Origin of the sequence: Ponticaulis sp., assembly GCF_029210165.1 — a bacterium.
Classification (GTDB): domain Bacteria; phylum Pseudomonadota; class Alphaproteobacteria; order Caulobacterales; family Hyphomonadaceae; genus Ponticaulis.
The window spans coordinates 1,040,504-1,055,839 of record NZ_JARGNT010000001.1 but is presented as its reverse complement, the minus strand read 5'-3'; the positions used below and the strand labels follow the sequence as shown (position 1 = coordinate 1,055,839).

Here is a 15,336-nt window from a genome sequence, read left to right as displayed (position 1 = left end):
ACCTATTCGTCGGCGGAATCACCCTCGCCGGTCTGCAAGTGCTCAGGCAAATAGCTTTCATCCGGCTCTGCAAGAAGTTCTTTTTCAGCCAGTCGAATAACGGGGATCACTGCCTTGGTAAAAGGCAGAAAATACGCTGTCCGATTATCCGGCGCGACGACTTCCAGAAGGTCATCAGCGCCAAAGTTCTGAACCGACTTCACCTTGCCCAGCGCGCGCCCGTCCGTATGGGTAACGGTCAGGCCGAGAAGATCATCATAATAGAATTCATCGTCCTCAGGCTCTGGCAGCATGTCGCGGTGGACGTAGAGCTTCTCGCCCTTGAGCGCTTCCCACTCCTCGCGGGTTTTCGTCTCTTCGGCATCAACCACGAAATGGTTCTTGGTTGGACGCGCCGTTTTGGCTGTCAGCATGACAGAGCCTGCCTCGTTCAGGAGCGGGCCGTAAGCGAACACATCTTCAGGATAGAGCGTAAAACTGCGCACGCGCACTTCGCCGCGCACACCATGCGCGCCGCCAATCGCACCTACACAAACAAGAGACTTATCGACTTCCATAGCGTTCCAAACAAAATCTGCGGCGCCCGATAAAGAGCGCCGCAGACGGATTACTCATACACCCTGCCGACTGGCAAGAGGGATGGCCTTAGTTGTCACGCATCACCCGACGCAGACCCGGAGGCAGATTGTCTGTGTTCCGGTTATTCGTCCGCGGTGGTGGCGGAGGCGGCGGAGGTGGTGGTGGCGGTGACGCCTGTGGACGCGGTGCAGGAGGTGGCGGCGGAGGCGGAGACTGAACGCGCGGCGGACGCTGCGGCTGAGAAACCGGCTGGTTGCTGCGACGGTTATTGTTCACCTCATTGCGACGACCTTCATTCCGGTTACCGCGGTTCGCGCGTGGTTCGGCACCCGCATACGGATTGCCCTCTACGCGGCCGCCACGATTTCCACGGTTCGCTCGGTCACCATCACGGTTGCGATTGTTGGCACGATCACCATTGCGTCCGTCGCGGTCGCGGTTCCAACGTCCGTCCTGATCGCCACGGTCATTGCGTACCCGATCTACAGGCTGATCGCGGCGGTTATTGCGGTCGCGGTTGATCCGGTCATTGCCGTTCCGGCCACCTACCAACACATCTGTGTTCGGCGGCGTGTTCCGGTTCGTGCGGTCACGGTTTCCATCGCGGTTGCGATCACGGTCACGGTTGGTATTCGGAATGGTTCCACCGGTCTGACCGGTACGGTTACCCTGATAACGGTCGTTTCCATTGCGGTTCGTATTACCGGAATAGCGATTGTTACGATCGCGGTTTCGGTCACCCGTATTGTGGTCACGATCTCTGTTTCGATCACGTGCGCCATCACCATCGCGATCACGGTTCCGGCCATTATCGTCATTGCCGCGACGCCCGCCGCCAACGTTTCCATTGTTCCGACCACCGCCGCCATTCACGCGGCGAATGGACGAGATATTGTCATTCAGGCGATATCCACCGAGCGCGTTCGTATCGACCGTTACAACCTGGCACCGGCCCTGAAAGTTCGGATGCTCACACACTTCCCATGTGCCCGAACGGATCCGGATTGAGCTTGCAGCATCATTGAGGCCAATCGTGCCGAGGTTACCAATACTGCCGTTCACAGGAATGCTGCGGCCACCATAATTGGCGTGTTCGAACAGGATCGCATCAGCGTTTCCGTAGTTTCCGCCACGGTTTCCACCGCGACGTCCGCCGCGATCTCCGTCGCCATGATTCCGGCCACCATTATAGCCGCCATCGCGACCACCATGGTTTCCACGTCCGCCACCATAGCGGCCATTATTGTTACCTGAGCCGCGCCCGACGCGTCGAATGGATGAGATATTATCATTCAGACGAATACTATTGAGGCGTCCCTGGCTGTTGTCGATGATCCGACACGTGCCCTGGAAGTTCGCATCGGTACAGACTTCCCATGTACCACGACGGACCTCAATCGAACTTACTTCATCATTGAAGTAGAGATTGCTGAGGCTCCACGCACTCCGGTTCAGGCCATAGGCTGAGCCACGGAAGTTGGAGTCGCGATACAGAACAATGTCGGCATTGCGCGGACCACGATAGCCGGTCCAACTCGCCTGATTATAGTCATACCGCGGGTAGTACGGGTTATACTGGCCATACCGGCCAAATTCACCGTATGCGCCGGTGTAAGTGCCTGTGCCATAGCCATAATCATAGGCGTAATAGCCCCAGGTATCATACGGGCTGAGCTCAGAGAGATTGCCGAACAGGTCCGCCTCGTAAAAAACAAGATCACCCGCCCAATTCACACCGAAAACCGTGCCGTGCGGATACGGGTTCTGAGGGTCGATTGGATAAGCCGACGTAATTTCGTCGCCCATGCCAAATCGGTCTAGATCAGCAATCGGCTGACGTGCAACCAGACACGGACCTTCGTAATAGGAATCCTTACACAGGAGCCAACCTGGTCCCTGAAAATCAATGCTCGCGGCGCGGTCGTTGAAGCGCAGATCAACAAGCGTATCGATCGGTCCGTTAATCGCGCGCGCTTCACCATTGAAATTCGCGCCATCAAACAAAACGAGTTCGCCATGGTTAGCATGAGCCGTCGCTGCAAAACCGAGCGCCGCCGCTGCTCCACCTAAAAGCTTCAGAACGGATTTTGTATTTTTCATAGCCTGTTCCTCAAGTTAGCCCCGTACATGTTGATAACTTAGCTGAACGAGCCTGAACGCTCGGCAACAGATGTTTAACCAAGCCAAAAATGCAAAAACCCCCGCCGAAGCGAGGGTTCAGGGCCTGCAATCACAGTCGGATCAGCCAATACGGCGGATCGATGAGATATTATCGTTCATCCGGATATCGTTCAGCGCATCAGAAGATCGCGTCACAACCGTACAACGGCCGCGGAAAACAGAGTCGACGCAGATTTCCCATGCACCGCGGTTCACCTGAATAGATGAAATACGGTCATTAAGGCCTGTATCGGCAAAATCAGGCAGGTCACCATTCACTGCCAGTGCGCGACCGGAAAAATAGCTGTCTTCAAACAGAACGATGTCAGCGCGGCTGGCAGGGCCATCATTAAAGCCCCAACGGTTATCGCCATAGCGGTCATTTCCGTGACCACGATTTCCATAACGCCCGTCATTACCGCGATGGTTGAAGCCGAAACGGCCACTCACCGGACGGATGGACGAAATATTGTCGTTGAGCTGCAGATAGTTGAGACGGTCCACATTGCCCTGGATCACTTCGCACCGGCCTCGAAAGTTCGCGTCTGTGCAAACCTCCCAGGCGCCGCGTCGGATCGCGATTGAGCTTGTGCGGTCGTTAAAGCGGGCCTCATCCAGAAAAGGCACAGCGCCGGTAATTTCGACCGCCTGACCTTCAAAGTTTGAATGTTCAAAAAGCACGACATCGCCCGTCGCCGGACCACGGCGTTGGTCGTATCGATCAGCATTCGCAGGCGCTGCAGCCATCAGGGCGCAGGCAGACCCCGCTAAAAGTGTCGTCAGAATCGTTTTCAGTTTCACGTGTCTCTCCATGTTTGAAGGTCCCGATGAAACAAGGTTACCGGAACCTATCTGAATGAGAGACAACTGCGTCTTGCAGGTTTTGTTCAGAAAGCGCGTCAGTTCATGCGGCGGATGGACGAGATATTATCATTCATCCGAATGCCGTTAAGGCGCGGCATATCTGCAGAAATTGTCTCACAGCGACCGCGATAATTACCGTCCGAACAAATCTCCCAGGTGCCACGGCGGACCTGAATAGAGCTGATTTCATCATTCATGCCCGTATTGCCGAGACCTGAGATATCACTCTCCACCGGATATGGACGGCCTTCAAAATTCGAATGCTGGTACACAACCACATCAGCTCTCGCGAGCGCCTCACGCAGAAGGCGGGCCTCTTCTTCGCGGCGTAAACGTTCCTCTTCCTCGCGCTGGGCAAGCGTACCAACTGGCACTTCACGGATAGAGGAAATGCGATTATCCAGCTGGATCGCATAAAGACGGGTTTCGTCCGCCGTCAGAATAACGCAATCGCCACGGAAATTTGAATCCTCGCAGAACTCCCACTCACCTCGGATGATCTCGACGGAGCTGATCCGGTTGTCGAAGTCATAATCCCAGAGGCGTGAGATGTCGCGGTTCGTCCCGAGCGCCTCCCCGTTATAATCCGTTTCATCATAGACGATCAGCGCCGGATTGCGTGGGCCAGTATAAGGTGGCTGATCCGGCGGCGGATAACCTGAATTATCGTTATTGCCGTAGGAGCCGCCCTGATTATAGGCGGACCCATTATTGTTATAGCCGCTGCCGTAATTGCCCGAACCGGATGAGCCATTGCCCACAGTACCCGTCGCTTCGAACGGAATGACCGTGTTGTTGTTCTCGCGGCGGAAGAAGGTGAAGCCGCCTGCAGGGTTGCGCGCAAAGATAGAGCCGTGCTTCAGCGCGAGATCATATGGCGCTGGCATAATGGAGGAAATCGTGTCCGCCATCCCGAACTCGCCGAGCGACTGCACATCCTGGCTGATATAGAGGCAAGGACCTGCATAATAGGCATCGCGGCAGGCAATCCAGTCACCACCGCGCACACGAATGGAACGCGTGTCATCGCCAAGCTGAGAGAACCCCATTTGAGCAGTTTCCTGCCTTATGCTGGCCGTCTGCCCGCCGAAATAATCCAGGCTGAACAGTTGAAGCTCGCCAGAGCCATACTGTGCCTGCGCGGGCAGAATAAGCCCCGCAGCAATCAATGCGGACTTAAAAAGCGTCTTGAAACCAGTCATGTTATGCGTCCCCTCGACCTCGATATAATGAAATTATACGAGCAAAGCTGAACGCCTGACAACTTTACGGCTGGACGCATAAAAAAAGCCCCCCGCCATAGGCGGAGGGCTCGATATCAGATGCAGCGTAAAGCTTACTCTTCAGCAGCAGCTTCTTCTTCAGCCGGCGCAGCTTCAGCTTCTGCAGCCGCTTCAGCCGCAGCAGCAGCTTTGTCAGCTTTCTCTTGAGCGCGCTCTTTAGCTTTTGTGCCTGGCTCACCCTTGTTCGGGTTGCTGGACGCTGTCCATGTGTAAACCGGCTTACCGTCAACTTCGATCTGGCTCAGGAAGCGAGCAACACGATCAGTTGGCTTGGCACCTTTCGCAATCCACTCGGCAGCTTTCTCAGCGTCGATGTTTACGCGGTTCTCGGAATCTTTTGGAAGACGCGGGTCGTAGTTACCGATTTTCTCGATGAAACGGCCGTCACGTGGTGAACGGGAGTCAGCGATAACAACGCGGTAGAACGGGCGTTTTTTAGAGCCGCCGCGAGCGAGGCGAATTTTGAGAGCCATGGTGTATCTCCTTAAGTATCTTATGGCGCTTCATTTCAGGCCAGTCACATTGAAAGGCCCAATGATAGAGAGGTTTAGTCCGTACCCTCTGACCGGATTTTCTCATGGTGACGGATCACTTCCGCCACAATGAAGTTGAGGAACTGCTCGGCAAAAGCCGGGTCGAGACCTGCGTCATCGGCCAGCTTGCGCAAGCGGTAAATCTGTTCGGCTTCACGCTGTTTATCAGACGGCGGAAGCGCGTTTTCTGCCTTCAGAACGCCGACCTGTTTAGTCAGCTTGAAACGTTCAGCCAGCGTATGCAGCAGCACGGCATCGAGGTTATCAATGCTGGCGCGCAAGCGCAGAAGTTCGTCCATTGGTGAGGTCATTCAGCGCCCTCCGCTTTGGCCTTGGCAAAACGTCCTGAGTCCAGGATCAGCGCTAATACAGTCACTGCATAGACAAATGCAACCGCCAAAGGAATGAAAAGGAAGCGCTGCTCAGGGAAGAGGAAATAAAGCACGAGCACCAAAACCGCGCGAATAATGGAGTGAGCGCAGAAAATTGGGGTGCGGCCATAGCTCCAGCCAATCACCGGCCAGTGGATCGACAAGCCGATCGCCAGAATAACAAGCGCGATATCTGCACTGCCTTCAGCGACCGCGACGACGACCATAGGCCAGAACAAGAGCATGGAAATGAAAGCCGGCACGAGCACGCTTGTCGCAACGCCCTTGTCTTTCATGAAGTCGTTCTTGAACAGCGCCGCAAACAGAAGCGCCATCGGGAAGATCGCGCCACTTGCGACGAAGCTGTAAAAGAGCTGCTGCGCTGGTGCGAACATTTGCGACATGGCCGCAATCACAAGCCAGTAAACCGTTCCGGACATTGGAATCGGAAAACCACCCCGGAGACGCCCATAGGCAGCCTGGCGCTCTTTAAGGTGCGCGGCTTTAAGATCTTCGAGCGACATTATTTCTTCTTCGCTCCCGGAAGACCTGGCAGACCGCCCGGAAGTGTGCCGCCGCCAAGACCCGGAAGGCCACCCGGCGCGCCCGGACCGCCAAGGCCCGGCATGCCGCCGCCCATACCGCCATTGCGCGCAGCCATTTTAGCCATGTCCGCCTGAGAGACACCCATGCCGCCCATGGCGCCCATCAGGCCTTTCATGCCGCCTTTGCCCATTTTCTTCATCATGTCGGCCATCTGCTTGTGCATTTTCAGCACTTTGTTGACGTCCGACACCTCTACGCCTGCACCTGCAGCGATACGCTTGCGGCGAGACGCATTAAGAAGCGCAGGCTTGGCGCGCTCTTTCTTTGTCATGGAAGAAATGATGGCTTCCTGACGCTTGATGACCTTGTCATCCATATCCGCGCCCGCGAGCGCCTGCTTGGCTTTCTTTGCGCCCGGAAGCATGCCGGCAATACCGCCAAGACCGCCCATACGCTGAAGCTGGCGAAGTTGTTCAGCCATATCTTCAAGGTCGAACTGACCTTTCGCCATTTTCCTGGCAAGACGCTCAGCCTTTTCAGCGTCCATCTGCTCGCCGGCTTTTTCAACGAGCGAAACAATGTCACCGCGACCGAGAATGCGGCCTGCAACGCGCTTGGCGGCGAAGACTTCAAGGCCATCCAGCTTCTCGCCAACACCGAGGAATTTGATTGGCAGGCCAGTGACTGCGCGCATGGAAAGCGCTGCACCGCCGCGGCCGTCACCATCCATACGTGTGAGGACAAGACCGGTCAGCGGGAGACGCTCATGGAAGCGCTTGGCTGTTTCAACGGCGTCCTGACCTGTCAGCGCGTCAGCTACGAGGAGTGTTTCCTGAGGCTTGGCGATTTTAGCGACATCGTCCGCCTCGTTCATCATCTGCTCGTCGAGGGTCGTGCGACCCGCGGTATCGAGGATGACAACATCAAAGCCCTGAAGCTTGGCAGACTGAAGCGCGCGCTTGGTAATATCGACCGGAAGCTGGCCTTCAACGATTGGCAGCGAAGACACGCCAACCTGCTCGGCCAGAATAGCGAGCTGCTGCATCGCCGCCGGACGACGCACGTCGAGCGAGGCGAGAAGAACCTTCTTGCGCTCTTTTTCCTTCAGGCGCTTGGCAAGCTTACCGGTTGTAGTCGTCTTACCGGAACCCTGCAGACCGGCCATCATGATAACAGCTGGCGGAGAGTCGATTTTCAGCTTGGCCGCGGTGCCGTCTTCATCTTCACCGCCCAGCATCTCAATGAGTGCATCGTGGACGATCTTGATGACCATCTGGCCCGGCGTGACCGATTTGATCACCGCTTCGCCAACAGCTTCTTCACGAACCTTGGCGATAAAGTCTTTTACAACTGGCAGCGCGACGTCGGCCTCAAGAAGAGCGACGCGGATTTCACGCATTGCATTGCTGACATCTTTCTCTGACAGCGCACCGCGACCCGTCAGGCCGTCAAACACACCCGTCAATCGATCTGTCAAAGCATCAAACATGCGACTTCCTCTTAGCTGTTCCCGTGATCCCTCACATATGGGTGCAGCACTTAAAGCAAAAAGCCCCGCCGGGCGAGACTTCGCTGGGCGGGGTGCACGCCCGCAAGATCGGGAATGCGCGAAAACCAATAATTTCCGCTGGCTTTAGTGTAAAATCACATCTGAGTCAAAAATTCTGTGGCCAGGCTCAGGAACCAACCCTGCTACCGGAAGTTAACAACCGGTGAAGGGAATACTCATGACCAAGTCACTCGCTACATCCGCACTCGCCGCCGTATCTATCGCCTGCCTCGCACCCCTAGCGAGCGCCCAGTCGGCTGGCGCATACGCTGACACATGGCTGACCCGCGATGATGGCAGCATGATTGAGGAAATGTCCGGCGTTGTCTGCCCGACATCAGTTGACGACTTCACCCGCGTCGAAACTGCCGCTTACAGCGAAGGCGGCTTTTGCGCCTATGAAGCTGGCACTAAGGCCACTGATTTTACCGTACAGTTCTACGCAGCCGGTCCACATGACACCGAAGAAGAGCTGGTACGCACGCTTGCCCATTTCGAAGACAATGGCGCTATCGCCAGCATGACCTATAGCGTCGGCTGTGAAGCCAATATGGCATCCGTGGCAACGGGCGGCTCGTCCATCGCATCGCTTACGGCGAGCTTCCGCGACTATCAGGTTGAGGATGATCTGCGCTGCCTCGTTCTGGAAGCAGATGATAGCTCCGTCTGGGTAATCAGCCTGCAACGTGCTGGCGACTACTTCATCTCGACGGTGAGCGCTGCCCCGAATGGCGATCAGAGCGAAATTGCGCACATGGTCGATGCGTCATCGCACTTCCACGCGGCACAATTTGCTGGTCCGGCGGTATAAACACCTTCGTCCAACGGACTTTTCAGACAGCCCCTTTTCTGGCCTATTCATAACCGGCCGGATGAGGGAGCCCTGTCATGAATTTCAAAGCCGTTTCAATGCTTTCAGCCGCTTTACTGATAGCGGGCTGCCAGACGTCAGCGACGACCGGCTCCTCTGATAATCGCACCACCGCCAGCTGGGCCTTTCTGGAAGGCGGCGACATTCGTTTCAGCGAAAATAATGGCGTCTGCCCCATGCTGATTGGCGCGTTCACCCGAACCGACATGTCTACACTTCCTTCATTTCAGGAAGATGGCAGCATGCGAATTGACGGGATTTGCACCTATCGCGCCGCAGATGCTGGTGCGCACATCACCACATATTTCTATGAAACGAATGGCACCGATCAGCAGGTCGAGCTGCTAAACGTGGTGCGCGCCATTTCCGGCTCCCAGCCTGTGACGCCGCTTGAGGCGGAAAGTGATGCCTGTTCAGCCATGGTCAACGAGGCCACCGGCGCCCAGAACACAGACGAACTGAATTGCATTGTGATGAGCGCGCCGGAGGTCAGGGCGATGACCTATGCGGTTCTCACATCAGATGGCAGCTATTTCACGAAATTGCGGGCCACAACGCGGCCTGCCACCCCGCATGCGACAGCCGTGACAGAAGATGCAATCGCGGCGTTCTATGCCGCGCAGCCATAGACCACGCGATTACTCCATCTGATGGAACTCGCCGGAGAACCTCAGCTGGACTTCATCGCCCACAAGGCCTGCATATTGGCCAAGCCCGAAATCACTCCGGTTGAAGCTACCTTCTGCATTAAAGCCGACGGTATATTTGCCCGTGAGCGCAACGAAAGCACCGCCATTAAAGATCAGCCTGATCTCTACAGGCTGCGTTTGCCCGTTCAGTGTCAGATCGCCTGACAAAACACCCGTTCGTTCGTCCACGCGGGTAATTTCACGCGCCCTGAACACAGCTTGCGGGTGCTCTTCCGCGTTGAACCAGCCATCACCGCGCAGCGTCTCTGAAAAGGCTTCGGTCGACACGAACAGCGAGTTCACATCAATCACCATCTCGAAGTCGGATGCTCCGGTCAGGCTATCATCAACCGAGAAATTCGCATCAAACGTATCAAAGCGGCCATACAGAAGTGAAAGCCCCATATGGTTGATCGCAAAATAGAGATGCGCATGCTGCGGATCGAGCTCATAAGAGCCAGGGCGAAGCGCTTCAGGGCCGTTGCGAACCTCCGACAGCGCCAGTGATGACAGTTCGGGAAAATCTGGCAGTGACGCGCAGGCCGAAACCAGCGCTGCACCGCCAAGAGCAAAATATCGAACCTGTTTCCAATGCCACATGCCGATCTCCCTATCTCTTATATAACATAGTTCGATCCGACATTGGACTAGTCGGCCCCTAAGCGCCTTCAGTGATGTTCATAATGGCGTCCATCGGGCCCGGCGCATCCTCTTTCCAGGAATGCGGTGGCCCCACGGTGATGCCACCATCCACCGTGATGCTTTCACCGGTAATGAAGCCAGAGGCATCGGAGGCGAGGAAGGCCACCATTTCCGCAATATCACGCGCCTGACCTGCCCGACCCGCAGGTTGAATGCCTGCCGCGGTTTGCGAAATCAGCGCCGCCAGCTGGTCAGCCTGCTCACGCGGAAGGCCCAGTGTTGCGCCGAAAATAGACGTCGCAATCAGGCCCGGACGGATTGCATTCACACGGATTTTGTATTTCCCGAGTTCGGCAGCCGCCATTTTAGAGAAATGCGCAACGCCCGCCTTCGCGACCGAATAGGTCAGCGGCGCATAACCTGCGGAAATCGCAGAGACCGAGGATGTGTTGATGATAGAGCCGCCACCGCGTTTCTTCATAAGCGGGATCGCATATTGCGTGCCCATAAAGACCGACTTCAAAAGCAGGTTCATGATCTTGTCGTAGTCGTCGAAATCGAGCTCTTCAATGCCCTCGCGCGGCCCGCCTATACCGGCATTGTTGAAGAGGATATCGAGCCCGCCAAACTCGTCTTCAGCCGCCTGAATAAGCGCTTTTAGCTGGTCTGCATCGGTTACATCGCAATGGCGGTAGGCAACCTTGTCTTCGCCAAAACGGGCAATGAGTGACGCGCCTTTTTCGTCCTGCAGATCACCTGCAACGACTTTCGCGCCATACTCAATCAGACATTCGACAGTGCCAAGGCCAATACCACTCGCGCCGCCGGTCACAACGGCGACTTTGCCCTCAAGACTTAGGGTCATGTTTCTCTCCCTTAGATGGCCGGTCATCTTTTGCGGACCGGTCCGGATGTAAAAAGCCCGGTGAGCGTATCACCGGGCTTGAAGTTTGCTAGGTCAGAACAACGACTTTACCTGTCGCCTTACGATCTGACAGATGCTTGATCGCATCACCCGCCTGATCAAGCGGGAAGGTTTTTGAGACGTGCGGCTTGATCTTGCCTTCCTTGTAGAAGTCGAACAGCTCTTTCACATCGGTCTCATACTGATCAGGGAACTGACGCACCCATGCACCCCAGAATACGCCGCGAATATCGCAGGATTTCAGAAGTGTGAGGTTCAGTGGAATCTTCGGGATACCTGCCGGGAACCCGATAACAAGGTAGCGACCTTCCCAGTTCAGCGCGCGAAGCGTTGGTTCTGCATAGTCGCCGCCAACCGCGTCATAGACGATATCCACGCCGCCGCCGGAAATTTCCTTGATCTGGTTGGAAAGTTCTTTCTGCTGACCGCGGTCCAGCTCGCCAGTTGGGTAAACCAGTCCGACATCAGCACCTTTGGAGAGGCAGAAATCGACCTTTTCCTGCGTTGAACAAGCCGCAATGACTTTAAGGCCCATGGCTTTGCCGAGCTCGATCGCCGCAACACCGACACCGCCGGCCGCGCCGAGAATGAACAGCGTTTCGCCCGGCTTTGGATCGCCGCGGCGCTTCAGGCCATAATAGGATGTACCGTAGGTAAGAATGAAAGCAGACGCTTCATCAAATGGCATTTCGTCAGGAATTGGAATGCAACGGTTTGCGTCGATTTCCAGCTCTTCACGGAAGCCGCCCCAACCGCATGACCCGATCACGCGCTGACCTTCTTTAAGGGACGTCACCTCTGCGCCGACCTTCGTCACAATGCCCGAGACTTCGCCGCCCGGAGAAAAAGGACGTTCCGGTTTGAACTGATAGCGGTCTTCGATGATCAGAGAGTCAGGGAAGTTCACGCCTATGGCTTTGACTTCAAGTACAACCTGTTTTGGACCCGGCTCCGGAGAGTCCAGATCAACGATTTCAAGTGTTTCAGGTCCACCGGGTTGTGTAGAAACCACAGCCTTCATTTTTTATTCTCCGCATGACACAAAAATGTTGTATTTCTTATGGCGCGGACGGTAGCTGACTGCCTTTCATCTGTGAAGTCGTCGCAAGATGCATAATTGTAATAGAGTCTATTATGTCTGACCCGGTCTGGGCCATTGCAATCCACGGAGGCTCCGGCCCCAGCTATAAAGACGACTACTCTGATGTGTCTTCGTCGATGAAGAAGATTCTCGAAGCCGCAAGGCGCGATCTTCGCAAAGGCGCAAGCGCACTGGATGTTGTGCAGGAAGCCGTGCACGAGCTGGAAGATTCAGGGCTTCACATTGCCGGTCGCGGCTCCAGCCCGAACACTAAAGGCAAATGGGAACAAGACGCTGCCATTATGGATGGCTCGAACCGTCGCGCAGGCGCCGTAGCGGCCATTCAGGGATATAAAAACCCGGTCGATTGCGCACGCGCTGTGATGAAACACTCCCACCACATCCTGCTTTCAGGCAAAGGCGCGGAAAAATTCCTGAAGAAGCGCGACCTGAAAACCATTGGCAATCCGCACGGCTATTATCGCCCGATTATCAGCGATGCATCCTATGATGACGGCACGCATGGTACGGTTGGCGCAGTTGCACTGGACTCAGAAGGCCGTCTTGCTTCGGCCACCTCGACAGGCGGTCTGACCAACAAGCCGCCGGGACGTATCAGCGATTCAGCACAGATCGGATCCGGCACATGGGCCGACGAGCGCGTTGCAGTATCCTGTACCGGTCAGGGCGAATACTTCATGCGCGTCAACGCAGCCTCGGATGTGTCTGCCCGCATCCGCTATACGCGGTCTGATCTGGAAAATGCGACGGCCTGCGTACTGGAAGAAATCTCACTTCTGGGTGGACAAGGCGGCCTGATTGCGATTGATCGGCTCGGTCGTGTCGCGATGCCCTTCAACACAAGTATTATGAAGCGCGGATTTGCGACCTGGCGTGACGAGTTTGACGTAAAGGTATTCTGATCGTGCGTGGCTATTTTGCAATCGGGGCGGAAGGTATTTCCAAGCCCATGAATCTTGGCGCGATCATGCGCACAGCACATGCCTTTGGTGCTAATTTCGCGTTTTCGGTCAACGCCGCAGATAAAATCCGTACCGTCTATAAAGCGGACACGTCGAAAAGCTTCGAGCACGTCCCGTATTATCAGTGGGACACAATCGACGATATGGCCCTGCCACGTGGCTGCACGCTAGTTGGTGTCGAGCTCACTGACGATGCCGTTGATCTGCCAAGCTTTCGCCACCCGACGGCGGCCGCATATGTTCTGGGCCGCGAACGTGGCAGCCTGACCCCTGAAATGATCGAGAAGTGCGCCTTCACGGTAAAAATCCCGACCAAATTCTGCGTGAACGTGTCCGTCGCCGCGGCGCTGGTCATGTATGACCGCATGATTTCCATGGGGCGCCATGCCGAACGCCCGATCAAACCGGGCGGGCCAATGTCCAAGCGCGAGCTTGATGCGCTCCAGCGCGGACGCCGCGTTTAAGCCTCAGGGCAGGTTTAGCTGCCAGCTCACGCCAAACTTGTCCTGAATCCAAGCAAACATCCGGCTGAAATCATAGTCATCCAGCGGCATGAGCGGTTCACCTTCCGCGCACAGGCGGTCATGCACGGCGACAAGCTCTTCTTCGGTTTCGAAGTTGATGAAGATCGACATGGACGGCGTGAACGAGAACTGGTGCACGTTCGGGCTGTCGGTGAGCATGATATTATGATCACCGATCACGATGCGCGTTGGCAGCAGCTTACCTGCCAACTCACCGGATTCTTCGGGATACCGATTCACCTCTGAAACTTCCATGTCAGGAAAAACCTGACGATAAAAATTCAGCGCCGCTTCCGCGTCGCCGGTGAACATCAGATAAGTGGAAACGTGCATGTCAGACCCCGGCAGTAAAAACTTACTGCCCGGTTCTAACCGAAGATTTTCTGAATCACACCCATAAAGCCGGAGAATTTCAGGCCACCATCTCGCACGATGAGCGCGATACATACGCCATCCTCGTCCGCGACAGGACGGTGCTCGCGGCCTTCGCCGGACACAGCCAGATCGCCAGGGCCATAAGATCCCGCCTCATCGCTGAAGCCACCAGACACGACCAGCGTATACTCAAAGCCGGAGTGTGTGTGCTTTGGTGCGCCATGACCCGGCTCGAAGCGGATCAGCTCTGTTGTTACATCAGGGCTAACTTCAAGCGGCATGACGCGGATACCCGGTCCACCGAACTTCCAGCCGGAGTGTACTGACGTTTCCAGAACAATATCCTGAAGCGGATCTGGAAGGCTCACGAGCTCATTGATCATCGTCGCAGCAGAGCGCGCCGCCTGACGTGATGTCTCATTGCTGAGGCCTAGCTCGTCGATTTTCGCGAGCGCACGGTCCACCGCCTGAAACGACATTGGCGCCGGTGCTTCGCGTTCAAGAAATTCGCCTGCAATCACATCTTCCAGCTCTGGCTGGATTGCCTGATTTTCTGTCAACGCTTTACGCGTATCGATCAGAAGGCGCAAAGCCGGATCAAGAGTTCCAGCGGCATAGGCGCTGTAGAATTCCTGTCCCAGATCTGTTTCTTCCACGTCTCTTCTCCAAAAGTCTTTTATCCGACGCTGGCCGGAAAGCCCGTAGTTTTCAGCCGTGTTCAGCTGTTTTTTCTAAAGTTCCCTACTCAATGTGGAACGAAGTCTCTCAAAGGCGAGTCGGATTCGTGATTTTACTGTACCCAATGGCAGTTGCTTGCGTTCAGCGATCTCCGAATGGGACAAACCTTCGTAGAAAGACGCCATGACAAGTTCCACCTGTTCTTCCGGAAGCGTCTTCAGCGCCTCGCGAACATTCTCTTCGATCTCGAGGAGTTGATAGCTCTCTTCAGGCTCAGGCAATTCCGCCGGAGAGAGCATCGGTTCGTCCGGCTGGGCATCCAGGTGCCGCTGACGACGAAAGGCATCAATGTGACGGTTGCGGGCAATGCGGAAAATCCACGTTGTCGGTGAAGCCTGCTTCGGATCGTACTGTTCGGCCTTGCGCCAGACAGTGACCATCACCTCTTGCACGATTTCTTCGGCCTGCATGTCATCTGCGCCCAGACGCATGAGAAAGCTCTTCAGGCGGGGCGCATAATAATCGAACAGAAGACGGAAGGCGCCTTTGGATTTGCTCTCGGCAATATCGCGCAACGCAAGCGCAAAGGCTTCGCGCTCGCTCTTACCCAATCCTGGCTTGTTCGGAACCGGATCGAGCAAGACATACCTCCCAGAAACTTACTAAACCGCGTACTCGACCTT

At 55.7% G+C, this 15,336-nt stretch carries 18 protein-coding genes; 4 read left to right on the top strand and 14 right to left on the bottom strand.

The genetic code is table 11. From position 1 onward, the window contains the following. Positions 1-2 precede the first annotated feature (2 nt). The 8 genes from rimM to ffh form a co-directional block, all read right to left on the bottom strand. Complete coding sequence (gene rimM, locus P1U45_RS05265; protein WP_301057912.1) at positions 3-557, bottom strand: ribosome maturation factor RimM; 555 nt, start codon at positions 555-557, stop codon at positions 3-5. An 88-nt stretch (positions 558-645) separates the two neighbouring features. Further along, positions 646-2,679 carry a beta/gamma crystallin-related protein gene (locus tag P1U45_RS05260; protein ID WP_301057910.1) on the bottom strand — a complete coding sequence of 678 codons (2,034 nt, stop codon included), beginning with the start codon at positions 2,677-2,679 and terminating at the stop codon, positions 646-648. A gap of 141 nt (positions 2,680-2,820) precedes the next feature. Continuing rightward, entirely contained in the window at positions 2,821-3,540 is a 720-nt protein-coding gene (locus tag P1U45_RS05255) for a beta/gamma crystallin-related protein (RefSeq protein WP_301057908.1), read from the bottom strand. Between the two features lie 98 nt (positions 3,541-3,638). After that, on the bottom strand, positions 3,639-4,805 hold the full coding sequence (locus tag P1U45_RS05250; protein WP_301057907.1) for a beta/gamma crystallin-related protein: 1,167 nt from the start codon (positions 4,803-4,805) through the stop codon (positions 3,639-3,641). Between the two features lie 134 nt (positions 4,806-4,939). Further along, the gene (gene rpsP, locus P1U45_RS16650) at positions 4,940-5,359 is read right to left on the bottom strand and encodes a 30S ribosomal protein S16 (RefSeq protein ID WP_366144966.1); all 420 of its coding nucleotides are present in this window, start codon (positions 5,357-5,359) and stop codon (positions 4,940-4,942) included. 74 nt (positions 5,360-5,433) lie between these two features. After that, entirely contained in the window at positions 5,434-5,730 is a 297-nt protein-coding gene (locus P1U45_RS05240; RefSeq protein WP_293616633.1) for a chorismate mutase, read from the bottom strand. After that, positions 5,727-6,314, bottom strand: coding sequence for a hypothetical protein (locus P1U45_RS05235; RefSeq protein WP_301057905.1), 588 nt, complete (start codon positions 6,312-6,314; stop codon positions 5,727-5,729). The genes P1U45_RS05240 and P1U45_RS05235 overlap by 4 nt, the downstream gene beginning before the upstream one ends. Continuing rightward, entirely contained in the window at positions 6,314-7,825 is a 1,512-nt protein-coding gene (gene ffh, locus P1U45_RS05230) for a signal recognition particle protein (protein WP_301057904.1), read from the bottom strand. Before ffh ends, P1U45_RS05235 begins: the two co-directional genes overlap by 1 nt. A 238-nt stretch (positions 7,826-8,063) precedes the next feature. Here ffh and P1U45_RS05225 point away from each other — a divergent pair, with 238 nt between their 5' ends. Both P1U45_RS05225 and P1U45_RS05220 read left to right on the top strand, forming a co-directional pair. Then, entirely contained in the window at positions 8,064-8,696 is a 633-nt protein-coding gene (locus P1U45_RS05225) for a hypothetical protein (protein WP_301057902.1), read from the top strand. 77 nt (positions 8,697-8,773) lie between these two features. Further along, the gene (locus P1U45_RS05220) at positions 8,774-9,385 is read left to right on the top strand and encodes a hypothetical protein (protein ID WP_301057899.1); all 612 of its coding nucleotides are present in this window, start codon (positions 8,774-8,776) and stop codon (positions 9,383-9,385) included. 9 nt (positions 9,386-9,394) lie between these two features. On the opposite strand, the gene P1U45_RS05215 is transcribed toward P1U45_RS05220, so the two are convergent. The 3 genes from P1U45_RS05215 to P1U45_RS05205 form a co-directional block, all read right to left on the bottom strand. Then, positions 9,395-10,045, bottom strand: a complete 651-nt coding sequence (locus tag P1U45_RS05215) for a YceI family protein (RefSeq protein ID WP_301057897.1) — start codon at positions 10,043-10,045, stop codon at positions 9,395-9,397. Between the two features lie 58 nt (positions 10,046-10,103). Beyond that, positions 10,104-10,952 (bottom strand): SDR family NAD(P)-dependent oxidoreductase, encoded by an 849-nt coding sequence (locus P1U45_RS05210; protein ID WP_301057895.1) that lies wholly within the window; start codon positions 10,950-10,952, stop codon positions 10,104-10,106. 88 nt (positions 10,953-11,040) lie between these two features. Further along, the gene (locus P1U45_RS05205; protein ID WP_301057894.1) at positions 11,041-12,033 is read right to left on the bottom strand and encodes an NADPH:quinone oxidoreductase family protein; all 993 of its coding nucleotides are present in this window, start codon (positions 12,031-12,033) and stop codon (positions 11,041-11,043) included. 113 nt (positions 12,034-12,146) lie between these two features. On the opposite strand from P1U45_RS05205, the gene P1U45_RS05200 reads away from it, so the two are divergent. Together P1U45_RS05200 and P1U45_RS05195 are read left to right on the top strand one after the other, a co-directional pair. Next, complete coding sequence (locus tag P1U45_RS05200; protein ID WP_301057892.1) at positions 12,147-13,016, top strand: isoaspartyl peptidase/L-asparaginase family protein; 870 nt, start codon at positions 12,147-12,149, stop codon at positions 13,014-13,016. Positions 13,017-13,018: 2 nt separating this feature from the next. Next, on the top strand, positions 13,019-13,540 hold the full coding sequence (locus tag P1U45_RS05195) for an RNA methyltransferase (RefSeq protein WP_293609009.1): 522 nt from the start codon (positions 13,019-13,021) through the stop codon (positions 13,538-13,540). A gap of 3 nt (positions 13,541-13,543) precedes the next feature. Here P1U45_RS05195 and P1U45_RS05190 read toward each other — a convergent pair whose 3' ends face one another. The 3 genes from P1U45_RS05190 to P1U45_RS05180 all read right to left on the bottom strand — a co-directional run bounded on the left by P1U45_RS05190 (position 13,544) and on the right by P1U45_RS05180 (position 15,294). Continuing rightward, complete coding sequence (locus P1U45_RS05190) at positions 13,544-13,933, bottom strand: VOC family protein (RefSeq protein ID WP_301057890.1); 390 nt, start codon at positions 13,931-13,933, stop codon at positions 13,544-13,546. A 35-nt stretch (positions 13,934-13,968) separates the two neighbouring features. After that, entirely contained in the window at positions 13,969-14,631 is a 663-nt protein-coding gene (locus tag P1U45_RS05185) for a cupin domain-containing protein (RefSeq protein ID WP_301057888.1), read from the bottom strand. A 75-nt stretch (positions 14,632-14,706) separates the two neighbouring features. Then, positions 14,707-15,294 (bottom strand): sigma-70 family RNA polymerase sigma factor, encoded by a 588-nt coding sequence (locus tag P1U45_RS05180; protein ID WP_301057886.1) that lies wholly within the window; start codon positions 15,292-15,294, stop codon positions 14,707-14,709. Positions 15,295-15,336 lie beyond the last annotated feature (42 nt).